General features: G+C 69.8%; 25 protein-coding genes. 18 read left to right on the forward strand and 7 right to left on the reverse strand.

The window, feature by feature from the left end:
- Nucleotides 1-16 precede the first annotated feature (16 nt).
- From COA07_RS13205 to COA07_RS13235, 7 genes are all read left to right on the forward strand, one after another.
- A complete protein-coding gene (locus tag COA07_RS13205; protein WP_096641177.1) occupies nucleotides 17-760 on the forward strand; it encodes a flagellar basal body L-ring protein FlgH in 744 nt (247 codons plus the stop codon).
- Nucleotides 760-1,854 (forward strand): flagellar basal body P-ring protein FlgI, encoded by a 1,095-nt coding sequence (locus tag COA07_RS13210; protein WP_066709002.1) that lies wholly within the window; start codon nucleotides 760-762, stop codon nucleotides 1,852-1,854. Before COA07_RS13205 ends, COA07_RS13210 begins: the two co-directional genes overlap by 1 nt.
- A complete protein-coding gene (locus COA07_RS13215) occupies nucleotides 1,854-2,177 on the forward strand; it encodes a rod-binding protein (RefSeq protein WP_066708999.1) in 324 nt (107 codons plus the stop codon). Before COA07_RS13210 ends, COA07_RS13215 begins: the two co-directional genes overlap by 1 nt.
- Nucleotides 2,174-3,514, forward strand: coding sequence for a flagellar hook-associated protein FlgK (flgK, locus tag COA07_RS13220; RefSeq protein ID WP_066708997.1), 1,341 nt, complete (start codon nucleotides 2,174-2,176; stop codon nucleotides 3,512-3,514). The genes COA07_RS13215 and flgK overlap by 4 nt, the downstream gene beginning before the upstream one ends.
- 5 nt (nucleotides 3,515-3,519) lie before the next feature.
- A complete protein-coding gene (locus tag COA07_RS13225) occupies nucleotides 3,520-4,416 on the forward strand; it encodes a flagellin N-terminal helical domain-containing protein (RefSeq protein ID WP_066708995.1) in 897 nt (298 codons plus the stop codon).
- A 175-nt stretch (nucleotides 4,417-4,591) separates the two neighbouring features.
- Nucleotides 4,592-5,455: a flagellar motor stator protein MotA gene (gene motA / locus COA07_RS13230; protein WP_066708993.1), complete on the forward strand. Its 864-nt coding sequence runs from the start codon at nucleotides 4,592-4,594 to the stop codon at nucleotides 5,453-5,455.
- Between the two features lie 5 nt (nucleotides 5,456-5,460).
- Nucleotides 5,461-6,357, forward strand: a complete 897-nt coding sequence (locus COA07_RS13235; protein ID WP_066708990.1) for a flagellar motor protein MotB — start codon at nucleotides 5,461-5,463, stop codon at nucleotides 6,355-6,357.
- Nucleotides 6,358-6,375: 18 nt separating this feature from the next.
- On the opposite strand, the gene COA07_RS13240 is transcribed toward COA07_RS13235, so the two are convergent.
- Both COA07_RS13240 and COA07_RS13245 read right to left on the reverse strand, forming a co-directional pair.
- Complete coding sequence (locus COA07_RS13240; protein ID WP_066708987.1) at nucleotides 6,376-7,542, reverse strand: acyltransferase family protein; 1,167 nt, start codon at nucleotides 7,540-7,542, stop codon at nucleotides 6,376-6,378.
- 58 nt (nucleotides 7,543-7,600) lie between these two features.
- Entirely contained in the window at nucleotides 7,601-8,122 is a 522-nt protein-coding gene (locus COA07_RS13245; protein WP_066709009.1) for a DUF1993 domain-containing protein, read from the reverse strand.
- A gap of 69 nt (nucleotides 8,123-8,191) precedes the next feature.
- On the opposite strand from COA07_RS13245, the gene ispG reads away from it, so the two are divergent.
- The 3 genes from ispG to COA07_RS13260 are packed head-to-tail and all read left to right on the forward strand — an operon-like array spanning nucleotide 8,192 to nucleotide 9,996.
- Nucleotides 8,192-9,325, forward strand: coding sequence for a flavodoxin-dependent (E)-4-hydroxy-3-methylbut-2-enyl-diphosphate synthase (ispG, locus tag COA07_RS13250; protein ID WP_066708984.1), 1,134 nt, complete (start codon nucleotides 8,192-8,194; stop codon nucleotides 9,323-9,325).
- 36 nt (nucleotides 9,326-9,361) lie between these two features.
- Nucleotides 9,362-9,619, forward strand: a complete 258-nt coding sequence (locus tag COA07_RS13255) for an AbrB/MazE/SpoVT family DNA-binding domain-containing protein (protein ID WP_066708982.1) — start codon at nucleotides 9,362-9,364, stop codon at nucleotides 9,617-9,619.
- Nucleotides 9,616-9,996: a type II toxin-antitoxin system VapC family toxin gene (locus COA07_RS13260; protein WP_066708979.1), complete on the forward strand. Its 381-nt coding sequence runs from the start codon at nucleotides 9,616-9,618 to the stop codon at nucleotides 9,994-9,996. The genes COA07_RS13255 and COA07_RS13260 overlap by 4 nt, the downstream gene beginning before the upstream one ends.
- Before the next feature lie 7 nt (nucleotides 9,997-10,003).
- Here the strand turns inward: COA07_RS13260 and COA07_RS13265 are convergent, their stop codons facing one another.
- Complete coding sequence (locus COA07_RS13265) at nucleotides 10,004-10,453, reverse strand: hypothetical protein (protein ID WP_066708972.1); 450 nt, start codon at nucleotides 10,451-10,453, stop codon at nucleotides 10,004-10,006.
- 63 nt (nucleotides 10,454-10,516) lie between these two features.
- Between COA07_RS13265 and COA07_RS13270 the strand changes: the two genes are divergently transcribed.
- Genes COA07_RS13270 through COA07_RS13280 form a run of 3 tightly spaced genes read left to right on the forward strand, consistent with a single transcriptional unit; the run spans nucleotide 10,517 to nucleotide 12,245 of the window.
- Complete coding sequence (locus COA07_RS13270; protein ID WP_066708969.1) at nucleotides 10,517-11,425, forward strand: DMT family transporter; 909 nt, start codon at nucleotides 10,517-10,519, stop codon at nucleotides 11,423-11,425.
- Nucleotides 11,422-11,925, forward strand: coding sequence for a GNAT family N-acetyltransferase (locus tag COA07_RS13275; protein ID WP_066708967.1), 504 nt, complete (start codon nucleotides 11,422-11,424; stop codon nucleotides 11,923-11,925). Before COA07_RS13270 ends, COA07_RS13275 begins: the two co-directional genes overlap by 4 nt.
- The gene (locus COA07_RS13280) at nucleotides 11,925-12,245 is read left to right on the forward strand and encodes a DMT family transporter (RefSeq protein WP_066708964.1); all 321 of its coding nucleotides are present in this window, start codon (nucleotides 11,925-11,927) and stop codon (nucleotides 12,243-12,245) included. Before COA07_RS13275 ends, COA07_RS13280 begins: the two co-directional genes overlap by 1 nt.
- Nucleotides 12,246-12,464: 219 nt before the next feature.
- Here the strand turns inward: COA07_RS13280 and ppa are convergent, their stop codons facing one another.
- From ppa to COA07_RS13295, 3 genes are all read right to left on the reverse strand, one after another.
- On the reverse strand, nucleotides 12,465-13,040 hold the full coding sequence (gene ppa, locus COA07_RS13285; protein ID WP_066708961.1) for an inorganic diphosphatase: 576 nt from the start codon (nucleotides 13,038-13,040) through the stop codon (nucleotides 12,465-12,467).
- Between the two features lie 42 nt (nucleotides 13,041-13,082).
- Nucleotides 13,083-15,008, reverse strand: a complete 1,926-nt coding sequence (locus COA07_RS13290; RefSeq protein ID WP_066708959.1) for a M61 family metallopeptidase — start codon at nucleotides 15,006-15,008, stop codon at nucleotides 13,083-13,085.
- Between the two features lie 85 nt (nucleotides 15,009-15,093).
- Complete coding sequence (locus COA07_RS13295; protein ID WP_066708956.1) at nucleotides 15,094-15,744, reverse strand: DUF1345 domain-containing protein; 651 nt, start codon at nucleotides 15,742-15,744, stop codon at nucleotides 15,094-15,096.
- Nucleotides 15,745-15,795: 51 nt separating this feature from the next.
- Between COA07_RS13295 and hisS the strand changes: the two genes are divergently transcribed.
- The 5 genes from hisS (at nucleotide 15,796) to COA07_RS13320 (ending at nucleotide 21,597) form a co-directional block, all read left to right on the forward strand.
- Nucleotides 15,796-17,019, forward strand: coding sequence for a histidine--tRNA ligase (gene hisS / locus COA07_RS13300; protein ID WP_066708953.1), 1,224 nt, complete (start codon nucleotides 15,796-15,798; stop codon nucleotides 17,017-17,019).
- Nucleotides 17,020-17,161: 142 nt separating this feature from the next.
- On the forward strand, nucleotides 17,162-18,232 hold the full coding sequence (prfA, locus tag COA07_RS13305; RefSeq protein ID WP_096641181.1) for a peptide chain release factor 1: 1,071 nt from the start codon (nucleotides 17,162-17,164) through the stop codon (nucleotides 18,230-18,232).
- Nucleotides 18,233-18,606: 374 nt separating this feature from the next.
- Nucleotides 18,607-19,440, forward strand: coding sequence for a peptide chain release factor N(5)-glutamine methyltransferase (gene prmC / locus COA07_RS13310; RefSeq protein ID WP_066713624.1), 834 nt, complete (start codon nucleotides 18,607-18,609; stop codon nucleotides 19,438-19,440).
- Between the two features lie 288 nt (nucleotides 19,441-19,728).
- On the forward strand, nucleotides 19,729-20,577 hold the full coding sequence (locus COA07_RS13315) for a DUF4167 domain-containing protein (protein ID WP_096641183.1): 849 nt from the start codon (nucleotides 19,729-19,731) through the stop codon (nucleotides 20,575-20,577).
- Nucleotides 20,578-20,694: 117 nt separating this feature from the next.
- Nucleotides 20,695-21,597 (forward strand): hypothetical protein, encoded by a 903-nt coding sequence (locus COA07_RS13320; RefSeq protein WP_066713971.1) that lies wholly within the window; start codon nucleotides 20,695-20,697, stop codon nucleotides 21,595-21,597.
- Here the strand turns inward: COA07_RS13320 and COA07_RS13325 are convergent.
- A complete protein-coding gene (locus tag COA07_RS13325) occupies nucleotides 21,575-22,987 on the reverse strand; it encodes a lipopolysaccharide biosynthesis protein (protein WP_245842152.1) in 1,413 nt (470 codons plus the stop codon). The genes COA07_RS13320 and COA07_RS13325 overlap by 23 nt on opposite strands.
- Between the last annotated feature and the right edge of the window lie 449 nt (nucleotides 22,988-23,436).

The following is a 23,436-nucleotide window of genomic DNA, read 5'->3' on the forward strand; positions in this document are numbered from 1 at the left end:
GACAGGAATGCTTGCCATGGCCACCCGCCCCTTCCTCTCGCGCCCGCTGGCGCACGATGCGCGCTGGATCGAACTGGCGCTGGGCGCCACCGCGCTGGCGCTGGTCGCCGCGGCGTTCGCGCCCGCGCCCGCCGATGCCAGCCTGTTCGGGCGCAAGAAGGCGAGGGAGGATTTCACCGCCGTGCGCGCGCCGCTGGCGCCGCCGGTGACGCCGCCGCCGCCCGCCAATGGCGCGATCTTCCAGGCATCGGCCGGCTATGGCGCGCTGCACGAGGGGTGGCGCGCGCGCCGCGTCGGCGATCCGCTGACGATCGTGCTGGTCGAACGCACCGCGGCGTCCAAGACGTCGTCGTCGAAGCTCGATTCGAAGGGCGGCTTCGGGCTGGTCCCGCCGACCACCGGCGCGCTCAGCCTGTTCGGCGCCACCGATGCGGCGGTCAGCGGCAATCGCGGCTTCAACGGCACGGGCGCGGCCGACCAGTCCAATTCGCTGACCGGCGAAGTGTCGGTGACCGTCGCGGAGGTCTATCCCAACGGCACCATGCTGGTGCAGGGGCAGAAGCGCGTCACGCTGAACCGCGGCGACGAATTCGTGCAGATCAAGGGGATCGTGCGCACCGCCGACGTCGATCGCGACAATCGCGTCGAATCGACCCGCGTCGCCGATGCGCAGATCGCCTATACCGGCAAGGGCGACGTCGCCCGCTCCAGCCGCCAGGGCTGGCTGTCCCGCTTCTTCCAGGTCGTGAGCCCGTTCTGATGATCCGCGCCATCCTCCTCGCGCTCGCCGCGCTCCTGGTCGCGACGCCTGCGACCGCCGACCGGATCAAGGATCTGGGCGGGTTCCAGGGCATCCGTTCGAACCAGCTGACCGGATATGGCGTGGTCGTCGGGCTGCCGGGCACCGGCGACGACAATCTCGAATATACCGTCCAGTCGGTGAAGGCGGTCGCCTCGCGCTTCGGGTTGCAGCTGCCGCCCAATGCCAATCCGGGGATGAAGAACGCCGCGGTGGTGATGATCACCGCCGAACTGCCGCCCTTCGCCAAGCCCGGCCAGCGGATCGACATCACCGTCGCCTCGATGGGCAAGGCCAAGTCGCTGCGCGGCGGCAGCCTGGTGCTGACCCCGCTGCTGGGTGCCGACGGGCAGACCTATGCGATGGCGCAGGGCAATCTGGCGGTCGGCGGGCTGGGCGCGGAGGGCGCGGACGGATCGAAGATCGTCGTCAACGTCCCCTCCACCGGCCGCATCCCCGAAGGGGCCACCGTCGAGCGGGCGGTGGCGACCGGGTTCGAGGATACGCCCTTCTTGACCTACAATCTGGCACGCGCCGATTTCACCACCGCGCAGAACGTCGCCGCCGCGATCAACCGCCGTTTCGGGCTGGGCACCGCCCAGGCGACCGACGCGGTGTCGGTGGCGGTGCGCGCGCCGGTCGGCGCCGACGTGCGCGCGACGCTGATGAGCCAGATCGAGAATCTGGCGGTCGAGACCGCCGAGCCGCCCGCCAAGGTGATCGTCAACGCGCGTACCGGCACCGTCGTCATCAATTCCGCGGTGCGGCTGGGCGCGGCGGCGGTGACGCACGGCAAGCTGACGGTGCGCATCGACGAGAACCAGCGCGTCAGCCAGCCGGCGCCGTTCAGCGGCGGGCAGACCGCGCTGGAAAATCGCTCGAACGTGTCGGTCGAGGAGGAGAAGAAGCCGATGTTCCTGCTGTCGCCGGGGCCGAAGCTGGCCGATGTGGTGAAGGCGGTGAACGCGATCGGCGCCAGCCCCGCCGATCTGGTGGCGATCCTGGAGGCGCTGAAGGAAGCCGGCGCGCTCAAGGCCGAACTGGTGGTGCTGTGATGACGACGATGCCGACCATTTCCGGTGCGACCGGGATCGATTCGGGGCTGGGCCGCACCGAGACGCGCGACAACCTGGCCAAGGCCGGGCAGCAGTTCGAGGCGGTGTTCACCGGCATGATGCTGAAGTCGATGCGCCAGGCCAAATTGTCCGACCCGCTGTTCGACAGCAAGGCGCTCGACACCTTCCGCGACATGCAGGACCAGACGACGGTGCGCCACATGGCGGAGCACACGCCGGTCGGGATCGGCAAGGCGATGACCGATTTCCTCGCGAAATCTCAACCGAATCTTAATGCCGGCCATGGCACGCAGTTAGAATGAGTGACCTGCTCGCCATCGGCGCTTCGGGCGTCCGCGCGTATCAGACCGCGCTGACGACGACGTCGGAGAACATCGCGAACGCCGGGACTGCGGGCTATGTGCGCCGCACGACGACGATGCGCGAGGTCGCGTCGGCGGGCAGTTACAGCAGCGGATCGCTCAACGGCAGCGGCGTCATCGTCGAGGGCGTCGGACGGTCCAGCAACCCCTATACCGAGGCGGCGGTGCGCAATGCCGGCGCGGATCTGGCGCGCACGCAGGCCAGTTCGGTGTGGCTCCAGCGGATCGAGACCGCGCTGGGCGGCGGCGCGCTGACGACGCAGATGACCGCGTTCTTCGGCGCGGCGACCGCGCTGCAGGGCGAACCCACCAGCACCGCGCTGCGCGCCGGGATGCTGAGCGCGGCGTCGTCGGTGGCCGATTCGTTCGGCGTGACCGCGCGCTCGCTCGACGAATCGATGACCGAGCTTGATTCGCGCGCGGTGCAGAACGTCGACGAGCTCAACCGGCTCAATCAGGCGGTGCTCAAGGTCAACCAGGGGCTGATGACGGTCGTGTCCGGCACGTCCGCCGCCGCCGCGCTCCAGGACCAGCGCGACCAGCTGCTGGAGAAGATGAGCGACCTGACCGACATCGACGCGCAGTTCGATGCGTTCGGCCGCGCGACGGTGCGCGCCGGCGGCAACAGCGGGCCGGTGCTGGTCGACGTGCGCGAGGCGACCAACGTGCGCTATGGCCGCACCGCCGGCAATGTCGCGCTGCAGGTCGTCCGCGGCGACGGCACGTCGCAGCTGATGACGCCGGAGGGCGGCGCGCTGGCCGGGGTGATGGAGGGCGCGCAGCGCATCTTCTCCACCCGCCAGGAACTGGGCGCGATCGCCGACAAGTTCACCAGCACGGTCAACACGCTGCAGCGCAGCGGACAGGATCTGAACGGCGCGACCGGCACCGACCTGTTCACCGTCGCGGCGGGCGACCCGACGAAGATCACCGTCGCGCTGACCGATGGCGCGAAGATCGCCGCCGCCAAGACCGGCGGTCAGCGCGACGCCAGCAACCTGGCGACGCTGGCGGGGCTGCGCGTCAGCGACGATTACGAAGGCCGCATCCAGAAACTGGTGACGCAGAACGCCGCCACGCTGAAGCAGCGCAATCTGGTGTCGGACGCGCAGACCGCGATCCACGACGGCGCACTGACCGCACGGTCGGAACTGTCGGGGGTCAATTTCGATGCGGAGGCGATCGATCTGGTCCGCTTCCAGCAGGCGTATCAGGCGTCCAGCCGCGTGGTGCAGGTCGCCCGCGAAACGTTCCAGTCGATCCTCGAGATCAGGTAAGCGCGATGCAGATTTCCAGCAACCTGTTGTTCGAACGCTCCGCGAGCAAGATGAGCGATCTGATGAAGACCGCCACGCGGCTTCAGACGCAGATCGCCACCGGCAAGAAGATCATCAACCCGTCCGAAAACGTCGCGGTGGCGCAGCAGATCGCCGAACTGGCGCGCAAGGACGCCGATGCCGAGGTCTATGGCAAGAACCTGGACCTGTCGGCCGCGCTGCTCCAGCAGGCCGATTCGACGCTGGGGTCGATCAGCGTGCAGATGCAGCAGGCGACCGAGCTGGTGAACAAAGCCGCCAACGGTTCGCTCAGCGGAAGCGATCGCAAGGTGATCGGCGACCAGCTGTCCTCGATCGTCGATGCGCTGGTGGGGCTGGGCAATACCAAGGACCTGCGCGGCCAGCCGCTGTTCGGCAGCCTGGCGGGCACCGATGCGGTGATCCGCAACGCCAACGGCACCTTCACCTACAATACCGCCAACAAGCTGTCGGAAATCCCGATCGGCGACGGCGTGTCGGTCCAGCCGACCGAGACCGCCGCGCGCGTCTTCACCTCCGGTGCGGGCGACACGTTGCAGTCGCTGGCGGCGCTGGCCGCCGCGTTGCAGACCGGCACGGCGAGCGAGACGGTCGCCAATGCCGCGATGGCCCCGCTGAAGGCGGCCAGCGAACAGGTGTCGGTGGTGCAGGCGTCGGTCGGTGCGCGCGCCGCACGCGTCGACCTGCAGCAGGGGCTGCTGGACAGCACCAACCTGGACCGTGCGGACCTGCGCTCCTCGATGGAGGATGTCGACGTCACCGAAACCTATACCGAGCTGTCGAAGACGCTGACGATCCTCAACGCCACGCAGCAGAGCTTCTCCAAGCTGTCGCAGCTGTCGCTGTTCACCTATCTGCGCTGATCGGGTGACCCGTGCGTCGGGCCCCATCGCCGCCGTCGCCGCGTGCGCCGGCGGCGTTCTCGTATCGGCGAGGCGCGGCGCTGGCGAAAATCGGACGCGCGGTAACCACTTCGCTACCCCTGCCGGGTTAACCACGCTGCGGTAACCGTCACGTCCTTTTCACGGGGAAACGCGCATGTTTGCGGCCATCGGCCTCGTCGTCCTTCTCGGCATGGTGTTCGGCGGGTTCGCGATTACCGGCGGTAATCTCGGCCCGGTGTTCCACGCCATCCCGCACGAAATGCTCATCATCGGCGGCGCCGCCGCCGGCGCGCTCATCATCGGCAATTCGATGAGCGAGCTGAAGGCGATGGGCGGCGGCCTGGGCAAGGTGTTCAAGGGGCCGAAGTACAAGAAGCAGGACTATCTCGACGTCATCTTCCTGGTCAGCAAGCTGATGAAGATGCTGCGCATGGAAGGGCCGATCGCGCTGGAGCCGCATGTCGAGGATCCCAAGTCCTCCGCGGTGTTCGCCGAATATCCCAAGCTTCTGAAGGACCATACGCTGGTCAACCTGATCGCCGACACGCTGCGGCTGGTCGTCGTGTCGTCCGGCACGCTCGACGTCCATGCGGTGGAGGAGGTGATGGACAATGCCATCAAGACCCACCACCACGAAGTCGAGGGGCCGGAACACACGTTGCAGAGCCTGGCCGACGCGCTGCCCGCGCTGGGCATCGTCGCGGCGGTGCTGGGCATCGTGAAGACCATGGGGTCGATCGACAAGCCGCCGGCGGTGCTGGGCGGGATGATCGGCTCGGCGCTGGTCGGCACGTTCATGGGCGTGTTGCTGGCGTACGGCATCGTCAATCCGTTCGCGGGCCGGCTGAAGCAGGTGATCGCGGCGGACGCGGCGATCTATCACGTCGTCAAGCAGATCATCATCGCCTCGCTCCATGGCCATCCGCAGCCTTTGGTGATCGAGGCGGCGCGCTCGGGCATCGACCACAAGAACCAGCCCGGCTTCGCCGAGGTGTTCGACGGGCTGCGCGGTAAGTAAGCGCGATGGCCAAGGCTCCGCACGGCAACAACCAGCCGCCCAAGGTCGTCATCGTCAAGAAGATCAACGTGATCGCCGCGGGGCACCACGGCGGCGCGTGGAAGGTCGCCTATGCCGATTTCGTGACCGCGATGATGGCGTTCTTCCTGTTGCTGTGGCTGCTGGGCGCCACGACCGAGAAGCAGCGCAAGGGCATCGCCGATTACTTCGCGCCGACGCTGATCGACAAGAAGGTCGTCGGGCTGGGCGGCAGCGGCGTGTTCGGCGGCGAATCGATCACCTCGAAGGAGAAGATCGGCGCCAAGGCCGGCACCGCGGAGATCCGCGCGATCGCGCTCGTCACCGAACGCCCGCAGGGCGAGGTGCGCGGGTTCGGCACCAAGGGGTCGCTGCGCAGCGCCACCGCGCAGGAAGACCAGAAGAATTTCGCGAAGCTGAAGCAGGAGGTGATGCGCCGCATCGCGCAGAGCCGCGACCTGGCGAACCTGTCCAAGCACATCCGCTTCACCATGACCCCCGACGGGATGCGCATCGACCTGATCGACGATGCCGATTATTCGATGTTCGGGCTGGGCACGACGACGCTCGATTCGAAGGCGAGCGAGCTGATCGGGATGGTCGCCAAGGGGATCGCCGAAACGCAGAACCCGATCATGATCCGCGGCTATACCGACAGCCTGCCGTTCGGCGATCCGCGCGCGATGAACAACTGGATGCTCTCGTCCGGCCGCGCCGAATCGACGCGGCGGCGGCTGGCGATGGGCGGCATTCCCGAAGCGCGCTTCAACCGGATCGAGGGCGTGGCGGATCGCGAGCCGATGATCGCCGACAATCCGCAGGATCCGCGGAACCGCCGCGTCGCGATCACCCTGCTCTACCGGCCCGGCACGTTCGGCCAGTAGCGTTCAGGCCCATAACGCTCAGGCGATCGCCGGGCGCGGATCGACGCGGGTGCGGCGCGATGCGTGGCGGCGCAGCCCGATCAGCGGGCGCAGCGGCCCGATCGCGCGGCCGATCAGGTAGAAGGCCCAGCAGCCCGCCACCGTCGCGGCGACCAGCACGATCGCGTCCAGCCATACCGGCCAGCCGGTGGCGCGCAGCCAATAGGCGACCAGCACGATCACCGACTGGTGGATGATGTAGAAGGGGAACACCGCCTCCGTCAGCATCGGGCGCCAGCGATGGTCGCGGTTCCAGTGGCCGTCGGCATAGCCGATCAGCCCCGCGACCGCCGCCCACCCCTCGACCGCGCGCGCGACGGAGAAGATCGTCCCCCAGGGCGCGGGCATGGTGTTGCCCGGCCAGCGGATCTCGATCGCGGCGACCAGGATATAGGCCAGGATCGCGATCCCCGCCGATTCGCGCCACCGCCGCACGAACCCCGCCAGCGTCGCGGGCGCGCACGCCAGCGCGAAGCCGAACAGGAAGGCGGGGAAATAGCTGGCGTGCGCCACCCAGTCATCGACCAGCGCATGCGTTTCGCGCCCGCCGGGGAACAGCACGAAATTGACCAGCACCATCCACCCGACCGGCAGCAGCAGCAGCGCCGGGCCGCGCATGATCCAGGCGAAGCCGCGTTGCGCCGCCTGTCGCGCGCGCGCCGGCACGATCGCGACCAGCGCGGCCAGCACCAGCGTATAGACCCACAGGTATCCGACGAACCACAGGTGGTTCCACGTCGGCAGCACCAGCGGCCCCAGCCTGCCGAAGCGGAAATAGTCGTGCAGCCAGAAATGCCAGAAGCCGTGCGGATAGCCGTAGCGGCTGGTCAGCTCCACCCACGGCTGCACCGGCACGATCACCGCGACCCCGAACGCCAGCGGCACCAGCAGCCGCAGGCTGCGCTGGCGCGCGAACCGCCACGGCACCTTGTTGCGCAGGAACAGCGCGCGGCTGGCATAGCCCGACACGACGAACAGCAGCGCCAGCCGCCACGGGTTGGACGCCATCATCGGCACCGCCACCCACCAGGCACCGGGCAGCTTGGCGTGGAAATCCCATGGCACGAACACCATGCCCACGTGGTAGAGGATCAGGATCGCGAACGCCCCGATGCGAAGCCAGTCGAGGCCGTAGTGCCGCTGCATCGCGCGCGCCCCTACCAGCTTCGGCGGCGCGACGCTAACCCGTTGACGTGCCGCCCGATCACCGCCCGATGCGCAGCCGGCCGAGGAAATCGGTCTTGCCCAGCGGCACGCCCTTCATCCGCAGGATCGCATAGGCGGTGGTGGCGTGAAAATAGAAATTGGGCTGCGAGAAGGACAGCAGGAACGTCGTGCCGGTGAACGGCAGCCGCATCTCGCCCATCACGAAATCGACCGGCGCGTCGGCCAGCGCGTCCAGTTCGGCGGCGTCGATCGCGGTCAGCGCATCGGTCGCCTCCGCCAGCAGCGCGTGCAGGCCCGCGAAATCGGTCGGCCACGGCGCGCGGCTGGGGGTGAACTGCCCGGCGCGCACCCCCGCGATCGCGGCGAGCGAATGTTCGCGGCACGCCTTCACCTGATAGCCCAGCGGCGCCATGTCGGGCGCCAGCCGCGCGTCGATCAGCTCGGACGGCGCCAGCCCGTGTTCGGCGGCATATGCCTCCGCCTTGGTCAGCAGGCCGTCGACCGCGCCCAGCGTCTGCAGCATCGACGGGACCAGTGCCTCGTACAGCGACAGCGTCATCATCCCTCTCCCCATTTCCGTTTTGCTGCGCGGATCGCTATATCGCCCGCGAACCGATAGGAAGCCTTCATGTCCGTCCGTCCCTGGCGCGATATCCAGCGCCGCGCGAGCCGCCAGATCATGGTCGGCAACGTCCCCGTCGGCGGCGACGCGCCCGTCACCGTCCAGACGATGACGAATACCCCGACCGAGGATGCCGCCGCGACGATCGACCAGATCCGCCGCTGCGAGGAGGCGGGCGTCGACATCATCCGCGTCAGCTGCCCCGATGTCGAAAGCACCGCGGCGCTGGGCCAGATCGTGCGCGCGGCGAAGGTGCCGATCGTCGCCGACATCCATTTCCACTACAAGCGCGCGCTGGAGGCGGCGGACGCGGGCGCGGCGTGCCTGCGCATCAACCCGGGCAACATCGGCTCGTCGGAGCGCGTGGCGGAGGTGGTGCGCGCGGCCAAGGCCAATGGCTGCGCGATCCGCATCGGCGTCAACGGCGGGTCGCTGGAGCGGCATCTGCTGGAAAAATACGGCGAACCGTGCCCGGATGCGCTGGTCGAAAGCGCGCTCGATCACATCAAGCTGCTGCAGGACCACGATTTCCACGAATATAAGGTCGCGGTGAAGGCGTCCGACCATTTCCTGGCGGTGGCGGCCTACCAGCAACTGGCCGCGGCGGTCGATTGCCCGCTGCACCTGGGCATCACCGAGGCGGGCGGCTTCGTCGGCGGCACGGTGAAGAGCGCGATCGGCATCGGATCGCTCCTCTGGTTCGGGATCGGCGACACGATCCGCGTCAGCCTGTCGGCCGAGCCGGAGGACGAGGTGCGCGTCGGGTTCGAGATCCTGAAGGCGCTGGGCATCCGCAACCGCGGCGTGCGCGTCGTCAGCTGCCCCAGCTGCGCGCGGCAGGGCTTCGACGTGATCCGCACGGTACAGGCGCTGGAGGAGCGGCTCCAGCACATCCGCACCCCGATGAGCCTGTCGGTGCTCGGCTGCGTGGTGAACGGTCCGGGCGAGGCGCGCGAGACCGACATCGGCATCACCGGCGGCGGCAACGGCAAGCACATGGTCTATCTGTCCGGCGTCACCGACCACCACGTCCAGGACGCCGACATGATCGAGCATATCGTCAAGCTGGTCGAGGCCAAGGCCGCCGAGATCGAGGCGGCCGATGCGGCCAAGGCGCCGCCGGTACTGGCCGCCGAATAGGCCCCATGGTACATGTCGGGTCCTGGAGGGCGCGACATGACCTATCACGCGAAGGTGATCGCCGGCGGCAAGATCGTCATCCCCGCCGCGCTGCGTCGCGAACTGGGGATCAGGGACGGCGATTCGGTGGTGATCGAGCCGGACGAGGGCGGATCGTTCAAGGTCGTCCCCTACGCACAGGCAGTGCGCGAGATACAGGCGCAGTTTCGCGGCCGGGGCGTCACCGGCATCGTCGACGAACTGATCGCGGATCGTCGCGAAGAGGCGCGGCGCGAGGATGCGGACCGCCCGTGACCATCGTCCTCGATGCGTCGGCGCTGCTGGCGCTGCTGTTCGATGAGCCAGGAGGCGAGGCGGTCGCGGCGCACGCGCGCGGCGCGATCCTGTCCGCGGTGAACCTGGACGAAATCCTGCACAAATGCGCGCGGCGCGGAATCGCGCGGGATGTCGTTCTGTCCGCGGTACGGCGGCTGGAAGTTGCGGTTCATGCCTTCGACGCCGATCAGGCGATCGCCAGCGCCGGCCTTCACGCCATCGCACGACCGTTGGGCCTGTCCTTCGCCGACCGCGCCTGCCTGGCGCTGGCGCAGCGGCTGGCGGTGCCGGTGCTGACCGCCGACCATGCCTGGGCGGGGCTGGACGTCGGCATCGACATCCGCCTGATCCGCTGAGCGGGTGTCAGAAATAGATGTCGACGTAATCGGTCAGGCCGTCGCACGCCTCCATCTGCTGCAACCGCCAGTAACGGCGCGTGCCGGTGATGCGGAAGGTGAAGGTGCCGTCGCGCACGCACCGGCGGCCGGCGTCGGGGGTATCGGCGATGACGATCCGCCCGCGGAAGGTGAACGCGCGCGCGTCGATGCGCAGCACGTCGCCGTCGATGGTCAGCGCCCCCGGCTGCCCGGCGACGCGCTGTTCCCCGCTGATATGCACCAGCGCGCCGGGCTGCCGGACGTGCAGCAGCCCGCGCCGCGTGCCGTCCCAGTCGATCCATTGCAGCGACACGCCTTCGTTGCCGCGCAGCCGCGCCAGCGCGGCGCGGTCCGCCACCTGCGTCCGCGCCGGCGTATCGGGGGCGGGCGCGGGCGCCGCGGCGGCGAGCAGCATCATCATGAACAAGCGGAGCATCGCGGGCGCCTTTCCTTGCCGGTTCCTGTCGTCGCGGCCTAGCCGACGTGATAGCGGGGCGCCATGACCCGCCGTTCGTCCCGCCATCTGTCGCCCGCGCTCGCCTTTGCGGTGGCGGCGGCGGGGATCGGGCTGTTCTCGGTGATGGACGCGTTCATGAAATCGCTGACGCTGGCGATCGGCGTCTACAATGCGCTGCTGTGGCGGATGGGCGCCGGATCGCTGCTGGGCGCGGTGGCATGGGCGGCGGGCGGGGGCGGCTGGCCGACCGCGCGCGCGCTGCGGCTGCATGTCGCGCGCGGCGCGCTGACGACCGCGATGGCGCTGCTGTTCTTCTGGGGGCTGGCGCGGGTGCCGATGGCGCAGGCGATCTCGCTGGCCTATATCGCGCCGCTGCTGGCGCTGGTGCTGGGCGCGGCGTTGCTGAAGGAGCGGGTTGGTCCGCGCGTGATCGTCGCCTCGCTGACGGCGCTGGTCGGGGTCGGCGTGATCCTGGCGGGGCAGTCGCGCGGCGCGGCGGGGCCCGATGCGCTGGCGGGGGCGGTCGCGATCCTCGCCTCGGCGGTGCTCTACGCCTTCAACCTGATCGTCGCGCGGTTGCAGAGCCAGGCCGCCCGCCCGGGGGAGATCGCGTTCGTCCAGTCGGCGATCGTCACGCTGATCCTGCTGGTCGCGGCGCCGTGGCTGGCGCACTGGCCCCCCGCCGCGGAGTGGCCGAAGATCGCGGTCGCCGCGGCGCTGGCCACCGCATCGCTGTTCCTGCTCGCCTGGGCCTATGCGCATGGCGAGGCGGGCTATCTGGCGACCACCGAATATACCTCGTTCGTCTATGCCGCGGGGCTGGGCTGGCTGGTGTTCGGGGAACGCGTGGCGACCGCCACGCTGCTGGGCGCGGCGATCATCGTCGGCGCGTGCCTGTACGGCGCGCGGCGCAGCGACATCGCCGCCGAGACGATGGAGCCGACGACATGACCGATACTCTCGCGATCCGCCCGGCCGTCCCCGGCGACGTGCCGGCGATCCTCGATTTCGTCCGCGCGCTGGCCGCGTTCGAACGCGCGCCGGATGCGGTGAAGGCGACCGCGCCGATGCTGCACGACGCGCTGTTCGGCGCCGCCCCCGCGGCGGAGGCGGTGATCGCCGAGCGCGACGGCGCGGCGATCGGCTTCGCGATCTTCTACACCACCTTCTCCACCTGGACCGGGCGGCGCGGCATGTGGCTGGACGACCTGTACGTCGCGCCCGGCGCGCGCGGATCGGGGGCGGGGGCCGCGCTGCTCGCGCATCTCGCCGGGATCGCGGTGGCGCGCGACTATGCGCGGTTCGAATGGTGGGTGCTCGACTGGAACCTGCCGGCGATCGAATTCTACCGCGCGAAGGGTGCGGTGGCGCAGGACGAATGGACGGTGCAGCGCGTCGACGGTGCGGCGCTCCACGCGCTGGCGCACGCCGCGCCGGGCGAGCGCGGCTGATGGCGTGGCTGTGGCTGGTGGCGGGCGGGCTGTTCGAGGTGGGGTTCACCACCTGCCTGCGCAACGCGGACGGGTTCCGCCATATCGGCTGGACCGCGGGGTTCCTGCTGTCGGTGCTATTGTCGATGCTGCTGCTGGAATGGGCGGCGCGCTCGATCCCGATGGGCACCGCCTATGCGGTATGGACCGGCATCGGCGCGCTGGGCACCGTGCTGGTCGGAATCGTTTTCTACGGAGAAGCGGCGACGCCGGTGCGACTGCTGCTGATCGTCGGCGCGGTGGCGTGCATCGCGGGGTTGAAGCTGACCGCGGGGCATTGAGGGCGGGGCGATCGCGTCCCCGTCTTCCACCCGTCACCCCGGACGTGTTCCGGGGTCCACCGTTCCGCACGATGAAACCCTTGTGGCGCGCGCGGCACGGTGGATGCCGGAACGGGTCCGGCATGACGGAGAGGAAGTGGCGGCGACGCAGCCCCAAAAGAAAAAGGGCGGCGCGACCCGGTGTCGCGCCGCCCCCGAACCGGTTGATCCGGGCTTCGCTCAGCGCCCCGGAACCTCGTGCTCGTGCGGTTCCTTGCCCGCGGCCTTGGCGGCGTCGTAGCGCTCGATCGCTTCCAGCGTGATGCGGCGCGCTTCCTCGCGGCCGCCCCAGGTGCCGATCCGCACCCACTTCTTCTTCTCCAGATCCTTGTAGTGGGTGAAGAAGTGCTCGATCTGCTGGAACACGATTTCCGGCAGGTCGTCCTTCTCGCCGACGTTGGCGTAATAGGGGAAGGTCGAATCGACCGGCACGCACACCAGCTTCTCGTCGCCGCCGGCCTCGTCCTCCAGGTTCAGCACCGCGATCGGGCGCGCGCGCACGACGCAGCCGGGGATGAACGGCGAACGCGCGACGACCAGCGCGTCGAGCGGATCGCCGTCGGGCGACAGCGTGTGCGGCACGAAGCCGTAGTTCGCCGGATAGCGCATCGGCGTGTGCAGGATGCGGTCGACGAACAGCGCGCCGGAGGCCTTGTCGAATTCATACTTGACCGGCTCGCCGCCGGTCGGAACCTCGATCACCACGTTCAGGTCGTCCGGCGGGCTCTTGCCCACGGGAATCAGATCGATACGCATTCTCTTCCCCTATAGAGGCGCAGTGTCAGGGCCGCCCGCGGTTCAGCGGGCCGCCAGAAGCCGGTCGAGTCCGGTGTCGCCGGTCCCGGTCTTCTCGAGCCGCGGGTAGCGCAAGCCCCCGTGATAGTCGAGCGCGACCGGACGATAGGAATCACCGCGCTTTACCGTCAGCTGGATCGGCTCCTTCGTGCCTTTGGCGGCGGCGATCGCGGTCTTCAGCCGGTCCGCCGACCAGGCATCGCCGTCGATCGCGACGATCTGGTCCGCCACGGTCAGCCCCGCGGCGAACGCCGGGCTGTCCCATGTCACCGACGTCAGTTCGCCCGTGGCATTGGCGATCAGCCCGCCCGACCAGGTGAGGTTGGTGGTCTTCGCGGCCGCTTCCGCCGCCTTCGACGACGGGGTCGGCGTGTCGGTATAGACCAGCCGGTAGCCGTTGCGCGCGAAGCCGTCGAGCGGCGCGCCCTTGGCATGTTCGGTCAGCCGCTGCTTCAGGAACGCCGCCCAGTCCCACGGCACGATCGCGTTCAGCGTCGCGGCGACATCGTCGAACGTATAGGTCAGCTCGCCCCAGTCGCCGTCGCGCACCCCGAAGAAGGCGCGCGCGAAATCGTCGATCGACTTCGTGCCGCCCGATTTCTCGCGCAGCAGCGAATCGACGTCCAGCCACACCAGCAGCCCTTCGTTGTAATAATCCTCGCTGCGCTGCCAGCTGGTCCATCCCTTGGGCCGGCGCGAGGAGATGACCGGATCGTTGGTGGTGTCGATCAGGTCGCGCCACGCGCGCGCGGGCTGGCTGTCATAGGTGGCCGCGATCGCCGCCAGCTGGTCCAGCGTGTCCTGTTTCGAGACGAGGCCCGAGCGCGCCTGCAGCACATAGCCCCAAAATTGCGTCTGCCCTTCGTACACCCACAGCAGCGAATCACGCATCGGGGTGCGGAAATCGGGGGTCCACAGGTCCGCCCCGCGGCGGAACTTGCCGTCCCAGCTGTGCGTGAATTCGTGCGGCAGCAGGTTGCGGCGGCCCGGCCCGTCGTTCCACTTGGTGAAATAGCCCGGCGTCACGCCATTCTCGCTCGACCGGTGATGCTCCAGCCCGATCCCGCCCAGCCGGTCGGTGATCGACAGCAGGAATTCGTAGCGGTCGTAATGCTGCGCGCCGAACGTCTTGACCGCCTGTTCCACCAGCCGGCGGTGCGCGGCGATCTGGTCGGGCGTCGCGGCCAGCTCGGCCGGCGTGTCGGCGAAGACGTTGAGGTTGACCCGGTCGGTCAGCGGCCAGACCTTGCCGTACTTGCCCGCCAGGATCGGCGAATCGACCAGGATCTCGTAATTGGTGGTGTCGTAGGTGGAGGTCGCGCCCGCCACCTTCGCCGGGATCGCGCCCGCCGCGGTCCACCCCGCGGGCCAGGTGACCGTCATCTGGATCGGGATCTGGCGCGTGAAATATCCCGCCGGATACAGGCTCACCGAATTGGGCTGGAGCGAGATCATCGTCGGGGTCACCGCGATGCGGCCCTGGTCGCCCTTGGTCGCGGAGATGAACTGGAAATTCGCCTCGATCGTCTTCGCGCCCGCCGGCACGTCGATGTGGAAGGCGAAGACGTCGACCGGGTCGCGCGTCCAGTCCAGCCGCTTGCCGTTCGCGGTGACGATCAGCCCGGCCAGCTTCTCGATCTCGCCGCGCGGCGAATGCGCGCCGGGCAGCCATTTGGGGAACAGCAGCACCATATGCCCGGCCTGCGGCACCGGGATCGTTTCCCTCACGCGCAGGATGCCGCGCTGCGTGTCGGTGGCGTCCACCGCCAGCCGGATCGTGCCGGGGAAGGGGGTGTCGCGCGGCGCGGGGATCGTATCGACGAACGGCACCGGCTGCGGCGCGGAATTGCCCGCGGGCACCTGCGCGGCGAGCGGGTGGGCGAGCGCGGAGGTGGACAGCAGGGCGGCGGCTGCGAACGATCGGATCATGCGGTGGGGCGTCCCGTCAGGTTATGGCGTATCGCCCAAGCGTAACGGCGCGCCGCCGCCTGTCCACTCCCTATCGGCCCACTGACTATCCGCCACCCAAAACGTTGATGCTGAAGGCGATCACGCCCAGGTTGAACACGAACGCCGCCAGGCACTGGCCGGTGACGATCCGCCGCACGCGCCCGTCGGTGATCTCCACGTCGGACGTCTGGAACGTCATCCCCAGCGTGTAGCTGAAATACAGGAAGTCCCAGTAATCGGGCGTGTCGGTGCCCGGGATGTCGATGCCGCGCGCATCCTTCCCGTCCGCGCCGGACATATAGAAAAGGTGCGCGTAATGCAGCGCATAGACCAGGTTGGAAAACAGCCACGCCAGCGCCAGCGTGACGATCACGAACGCGATCGCGGTGCCGCTGTTGCGGCCCTTCAACTCGTCGTGCACCGCCGCCAGGATCACCAGCGATACCGCGCCGGTGATCGCCAGCAACAGCGCGCGATTGGCGTCGTTGGCGCGCGTGGCGCGGCGCATCCGCACCGGATCGTCATGCCGGAACAGCGGGATCATCGAGGCGATGAAGACGCCCGCGGCGATATCGAACCCGCCCATCACCGCGCGCCCGGTGCCGACCGCGCCGTGCAGCGCCGCCGCCGCCGCCGCGAAGACGATCACGAACAGGATGAAGCGCGGTGGTGCCACGCGCTGTCCCAGACCCCACCAGCGGCGCACGTCGTTCATGCAATCGCGCTAGCGATTCCCGCAACGCAACACTAGATACCCGGCCCCGATATGGCCCGTATTCCTACACCCGGCCGCGTGCGCGGCACCCAGGACATCTTTCGCGAGGAGCAGCGCCGGTTCGCGCGCGTGCTCGACGCCTTCGACCGCGTGCGCCGGCTGTACGGCTTCGAACGGGTGGAGGTGCCGGTGTTCGAGGATACCGCTGTCTTCGCCCGCTCGATCGGCGAGACCACCGACGTCGTGTCGAAGGAGATGTACACCTTCCCCGACAAGGGCGGCGATTCGCTGACGCTGCGGCCGGAATTCACCGCCGGGATCGCGCGCGCCTATATCACCAACGGCTGGCAGCAATATGCCCCGGTCAAGCTGGTGACGAGCGGCGCGGTGTTCCGCTACGAACGCCCGCAGAAGGGCCGCTATCGCCAGTTCCACCAGATCGACGCCGAGATCCTGGGCGCGCCCGAACCGGCGGCGGATGTCGAGCTGCTGACGCTCGCCGACCAGCTGCTGCACGACCTGGGCATCTGCGACGGGGTGACGCTCCAGCTCAACACGCTGGGCGACGCCGCGACGCGCGATGCGTGGCGCGACGCGCTGGTGGCGCATTTCGCCGCGCACCGCGGCGACCTGTCCGAGGACAGCCTGACCCGGCTCGACAAGAACCCGCTGCGCATCCTCGATTCGAAGGACCCGCGCGATCGCCCGATCGCGGATGCCGCGCCGGGCATCGACGCCTTCATGAGCGCGGAGGCGGGCGCCTTCTTCGAGGCGGTGCAGAAGGGGCTGGACGCATCGGGCGTGCGCTGGACGCGCAACGAACGGCTGGTGCGCGGGCTGGATTACTATCGCCACACCGCGTTCGAATTCGTCACCGACCGGCTGGGCGCGCAGGGCACGGTGCTGGCCGGCGGGCGCTACGACGGGCTGGTCGAGAGCCTGGGCGGCCCGGCGACCGCGGGCGTGGGCTGGGCCGCGGGGATCGAGCGGCTGGCGATGCTGCTGGAGGAGCCGGCGGCGGAACGGCCCGAGGTGGCGGTGGTGGTCGAGGACGACCGCGCGCACGACGCCGCCGTCACCGCGCTGGCCCGGTTGCGCCGTGCGGGCGTGTGGGCGGAGCTGGTCGCGAGCGGCTCGCCGAAGAAACGCTACGACAAGGCGCTGAAGCTCGACCCGGCGGAGACGCTGGTGTTCGCGATGGATGGCGAGGCGGTGGCGACGCGCGCCCGGGTGCTGCGCGGCGAGGCATCGCGCGCCGCCGGGGTATTGGCGTGACAGCCTTTCCCGTCGTCACTTCTGTCACCCCGGCGCAGGCCGGGGCCCAGAAACGGGCCGGTCGCGGCTGGACCCCGGCCTTCGCCGGGGTGACGCAGGGAAGTGGGCTGACGCAGCGGGCCGGTGTGACGGGGGCGGCTGCATGATCTCCCCCGACCGTATTCGCCAGATCGAGGCGCGGCGCGACGAACTGGCCGCGCAGATGGCGACCGGCAATCTCGACGGCGACCGCTTCGTGCAGGTGTCGAAGGAATATGCCGAGCTGGAACCCGTCGCGCAGGCGGCGGGCGAGGTGCGGCGGCTGCGGCAGGAGGCCGACAGCCTGGCGTTCATGACCGGCGATGCCGATGCCGAGCTGCGCGCCATGGCCGAGGAGGAATTGCGCGACAACAAGGCCGCGCTGGAGGCCGCCGACCGCCGCCTCGCGCTCGCGCTGCTGCCGCGCGACGCTGCCGACCAGCGATCGGCGATGCTGGAGGTGCGCGCGGGCACCGGCGGGGACGAGGCGGCGCTGTTCGCCGGCGACCTGTTCCGCATGTACCAGCGTTATGCCGAGCGGCAGGGCTGGCGGGTCGAGCTGATCTCCGCATCGGACAGCGACGCGGGCGGCTACAAGGAAGTCGTCGCCAGCGTCACCGGCACCGGCGTGTTCGCGAAGCTGAAGTTCGAAAGCGGCGTCCACCGCGTCCAGCGCGTGCCCGTCACCGAAAGCGGCGGGCGCATCCACACCTCCGCCGCGACCGTCGCGGTGCTGCCCGAGGCGGAGGAGGTCGACGTCCAGATCGACGAGGCGAAGGACCTGCGCATCGACGTCTATCGCTCGTCCGGCCCCGGCGGCCAGTCGGTCAACACCACCGACAGCGCGGTGCGCATTACCCACCTGCCCACCGGGCTGGTGGTGATCCAGCAGGACGAAAAGTCGCAGCACAAGAACAAGGCCAAGGCGCTCAAGGTGCTGCGCACCCGCCTGTACGAGGCGGAGCGCGAGCGGCTGGCGGCGGAACGATCGGGCACGCGCCGCGCGATGGTGGGGTCGGGCGACCGGTCGGAGCGCATCCGCACCTACAATTTCCCGCAAGGGCGCGTGACCGACCACCGCATCAACCTGACGCTGCATCGCCTGCCGGAGATCTTGCAGGGCGAGATGGACGAACTGCTGGGTGCCCTGATCGCGCAGGACGAGGCCGAACGACTGGCGACGCTGGACGCGTAGGCCGGCCTGTCGCGCCCCGCGACAGGACACGGCCAAGCGCGGCCGGCGGGCGCAGAGCGCCCGTCCGACGGCGCGGCCGGTACCGTAACCCAACGCAAAGGCCCCTGCCTGCGCAGGGGCGACGCGCGTGCGGCGATGCGCCCCCGCTGTCCTTCGCGCCACCCGCCGTTCCCACGGCACGTCGCCCCAGCGAAGGCTGGGGCCTTTCTCCGCATCTCGCTACATCGCGCCCCGCATCGACTGTCCTACGCCGCCGCGACCCGCTACGCCGCCGTCATCACCAAGGATCCGCCGCCGATGCCCGCCCCGTTCGCTCCCGCGCCCGACCCCGCGATCGTCTCAACATTCGCAAGATTCGCGGGCGCCTTGCCGCGATGACCGACGTGCGCACCGCGCTGCGCGAGGCTGCCGCGCGCTTCGGCTTTTCCGCGACCGCGCGGCTCGATGCGGAGCTGCTGCTCGCCCATGCGCTGGGGATCACGCGCGAGCGGCTGCTGCTGACGATCGGCGACCAGCCGGTGCCGCCCGGCTTCGCGGAGCTGGTGGAGCGGCGCGCCGCGCACGAGCCGGTCGCCTATATTACCGGCACGCGCGCCTTCTGGACGATCGACCTGGCGGTCGGCCCCGGCGCGCTGGTGCCGCGTGCCGACAGCGAGACGCTGATCGAGGCGGCGGTCGATCATTTCGCAGGCACCCCCGGTCCCGCGCGCATCCTCGACCTGGGTACCGGGCCGGGCACGCTGCTGCTCGCCGCGCTGGCGCAATGGCCGGGGGCGAGCGGGCTGGGGGTGGATGCCTCCGCCGCCGCGCTGGATCAGGCGCGCGGGAACGCGCAGGCGCTGGGCATGGCGACCCGCGCCGCCTTCCGGCTCGGCGACTGGGGCGCGGGGCTGGCGGAGCGGTTCGACCTCATCCTCGCCAACCCGCCCTATATCGCCACCGATACCGACCTGCCGCACGAGGTGCGCGGCTACGAACCGGCGCAGGCGCTGTTCGCCGGGGTCGACGGGCTGGACGATTACCGCCGCATCGCGCCGCAACTGCCCGCGCTGCTCGCGCCCGGCGGGGTCTCCTGTATCGAGATCGGGTGGGATCAGGGCGCGGCGGTGCCCGCGCTGCTGGCGGGGCAGGGGCTGTCGGCCACGGTGCGCCGCGATCTGGCCGGGCAGGACCGGTGCGTGGTCGCGACGGCGGAGCCGGGCGGTTGAACCGGCGCAGGCGCATCCCAATATTTCCCTTTGAGAACGCCTGCCGAGCCGCTAGAGACACGGGCGGGGCACGCGCACTCAGGATACGGTTGTACGAGGCGTCTTGTCCTCCCTTCGTCATTAGCCGCTGCAGTCCGGCGGCCATGGCAGGCCCGCATCGACATGGTCGGCGCGCGGCGGGACATTGCTGCAACCAGCGCCCAGCGTCGGACGGCATGTCGGACGGCGGGGCGCGTGCAAAGGCCGGTTTTGATTTCGGGGCTTTGATTTCGGGACGAGGACAGTGATTTGATCAATAACCGTCAGAACGGTCGCCGTCGCGGCCGTGGTGGTGGCCAGCGCCAGGGCGGCGGCGGCCAGGGACAGCGTGACAGCGGCAATCGGATCGACAGCCGCGCGCGCGGCAATGCGGCGCAGCTGCTCGAGAAATACAAGAACCTGGCGCGCGACGCGCAAATGTCCGGTGATCGCGTCAACACCGAATATTACCTGCAGTTCGCGGACCATTATTTCCGCGTCCTCGCCGATCAGCGCGGTCGTACCGACGACCAGCCGCAGCGCCGCACCCGCGACGATTTCGACCAGTTCGACGATATCGACGATTTCGGCGACGAAGGTGAGCCGATCCGCGGCGAGGAGCAGGCGCGCGCCAGCGAGGGCGACGCCCCGCAGCGTGACCGCGGCGACCGTGGTGATCGCGGTCGCGACCGCCAGCGCGACGGTGGGCGCGACGGGGGCCGCGAGTTCGCCGGCCGCGAAGCGCGCGAAGATCGCCGCCCCGCGCGCGAGGATCGCCAGGACCGCCGCAACGGCCACGCCGCCCCGGTCGAGGGCGCACGCAACGGCCATGGCGCCGGTGCCGATGAGGATCGCGCCCCGCTGACCGCCGCACCGGCGGAGGCCGCGCCGACCGACGAGGCCGCCGCGCCGCGCCGCCGCACGCGCAAGCCGCGCGAGGTCACCGCGCCGGTCGAGGCGACCGGCTTCGACGCCGATCGCCTGCCCCCGTCGCTGGGCATTTCCGCGGTCGAGCCGGCCGCCGCCGCCGCCCCGGCCGCCGATGATGCGGGCGAGGAAGCGCCCAAGCCGCGCCGCCGCCGCGTCCGCACCGCGGCCGCCGAGGCTGCCGCCGAATAAGGCGCGCGCGTCGTTGCTGGTGACGATCCGGCCCCGCCTGCCCCTTGTGGCCGGCGGGGCCGTTTCGTGCCGGCCGGTCGAGACGAAGCGTTAAGCCGCGTGGGCTAGGAAGGCCCAATGCCCACGCTTGCCGAGCATATCAACTGGCACCTCAAGCTGCCGCAATACGCCTGGATCGCGCGCGGCGTGCGCGACACCCCGCCGCTGCGGCCGCGCGACGACGGCGTCATCCTGCTCTCGATGGTCGGTACCGCCTCGGTGCTCGCCTATCTGGTGGCGGTGAAGACGTTCGCCCAGGCGCTGGGGCGCGGGCGCGTGGTGATCGTCGACGACGGCACGCTGACCGCGCGCGACCGCGACCTGCTGGCCCGCCACCTCGGCGATCCGCGGATCATCGCGATCGGCGATGTCGATACCGGCCGGTGCCCGCGCGGCGGCACCTGGGAACGGCTGCTGACGATCCTCGACCTGCGCCGCGACGCCTATGTGATCCAGCTCGATTCGGACACGCTGACGCTGGGCGCGGTGCCCGACGTGGCGGCGGCGATCGACGCCGGGCGCTGCTTCACGCTGCGCGGCGAGGAATCGGCGCAATTGCTGGCCGCGGACGAATTCGTCGCGCGGCTCGCCCCCGATGCCAGCCGGCATGTCCAGCGCGCGATCGAACAGGCGATCGACCGCACCGGCATCGCCCGCTACGTCCGCGGTTGTTCGGGGTTCGCGGGCTTCGCTCCATCGACCGAAGGGCGCGCCCTTGCCGAGGGGTTCAGCCGCGCGGCGGAGGGGATCGTCGGCGCGGCGCGCTGGCGCGAATGGGGGACGGAGCAGGTGACGTCGAACGTCGTCGTCGCCAACAGCGCCGATCCGCTGCTGCTCCCCTATGACCGTTACCGCAATTTCTGGAACGACGGCGTGCCCGCGGGGGTGGGGGTGATGCACTTCGTCGGCACCTGCCGCTTCGACGGGCGCACCTATCTGGACGAAACGCGCGCCGCGATCAGCCGGCTGGCCGCGGCCTGACCAGCGACAGCAGCGCCGTGATCGATTCGCGCGCGAAGACCAGCAGCCACCCGGCATAGACCGCGCCCCCCGCCGCGACGAGCATGCCGAGCCGCGCCGGCGCGGCCAGCGGCGGCAGCGCGCGGTCGACCAGCACCACCACCGTCGCCATCGCCACCGACGCACCGACCGCCGGCGCCGCGGCGCGCGCCAGTTGCCCCGCGCTCACCCCGATCACCGGCAGCGCGCGCCGCGCGCCGATCGCCAGCAGCAGCGCGAAGGTGCCGATCCACGACCCCGCCAGCGCCATGATCCCCCACTGGACGCTGACGATCACCGCCAGCGGCGCGATCACCGCGGCGGCGGCGGCATTGGCGGTAGCGATGCCGGGCCGCCCCAGCGCATCGCACGCCGGGCCGAGCAGGACGTAGAGCGTATAGGCCGGCATCGACAGCGCCAGCAGTGCGACGATCGGCGCGGCATCGTGCCAGTGCGGGCCGAGCGCGGTCAGCACGATCGGCTCCGCCGCGCTCGCCAGCCCCATGTAGAACGGCATCGCCACCACCATCACCGCGCGCACCAGCGTCAGGAACGCGCGCCCGACCGCGCCCGGCGTACCCTGCAACCGCGCATAGGCGGCGAAGGCGACCTCGTTGAGCGGCGGCACCACCTTCGACACGACGATCTGCACCAGGAACAGCGCGGTGGCGTACAGGCCGAGCGTGCGCGCATCGACGATCCGCCCGGCGATCGCGACATCCGCCTGGCTCCACACGAACGCGAAGAACTGCCCGGCCGCGACCAGCCCGCCGTACCGCGCAAACGCGCCGGCGCCGCGAAACGCGAAGGACGGGCGCGGCACGCCCCCCGCCGCGATCGTCAGCCCGATCGCGCGCGCGCCGAACAGCGCGATCGGCGCCGCGACCAGCGCCCATACGCCCCAGCCGAGCAGCGCACCGGTCAATGCGGTCCCCGCACCCGCCAGTGCCGCCAGGATGTTGACCCGCGCCTGCCGCGCGAACTCCAGCGTCCGCGCCAGCTGCCCCTGCGCCAGCGCGATCAGCGGGTTGGCAAGGTACAGCAGTGACTGCACCCGCAGGATGTCGGCGACCCGCGGCTCGCGATAATAAGCGGCGACCAGTGGCGCCACAGCGACCTGCATGGCGCCCAGCGTCAGATTGGCGACGATCAGCATCCCGAACACCCGCGCGATATCCTCGCGGCGCAGGTCGGGTGCACGGACCAGCGCATTGGCCAGCCCCATGCCGTTCAGCATCGCCGCCAGCATCAGCACGACCTGCGTCATCGCGAACAGGCCATAGTCCGCGGGCGTCAGGATGCGGATCACCAGGAAGGTCGCGCCCCATTGCACGATCTGCGCGATCACCTGGCTGCCCGAACGCCACAGCACCGCGCGGCGAATCCGTGCCGACAGCGATTCCGGGGGGCGATTCCCGGCGCCCGGGGCGTGATTCGTCGCATCAACCATGGCCGCCGTTACTCCGGATCGCCTCACCAGCGCATTAAAAACCGCAGATTTCCGCGGGTTTTCGGCGCCAGTGAAAGAAAATTGCAAAAAGTGTTTGACGATGTTGGAACCCGGGCATAGAAGCCACTCCACCGACGCGGTGCTGCTCTTTCAGCCGCTCGCATCGGTCGCCACATCAGACGGACACCAAGTCCCCCGATAGAGATAGCGGGGTACGAAGGTTGTCCGGTTTTGACGTCGGTCGGCTCTTTGACATTGTGATTTAGATGAAGGGACATGTGGACGGTGGTCTGCGGGTCTGGCGCATACAAGGTGCGTTGGGGTCGTTAGAAGTTAAGCCGTTTCATGTGTCTTTCACGTATCCATTTATG

The sequence above is a fragment of the Sphingomonas adhaesiva genome (assembly GCF_002374855.1).
Lineage (GTDB): Bacteria > Pseudomonadota > Alphaproteobacteria > Sphingomonadales > Sphingomonadaceae > Sphingomonas > Sphingomonas adhaesiva.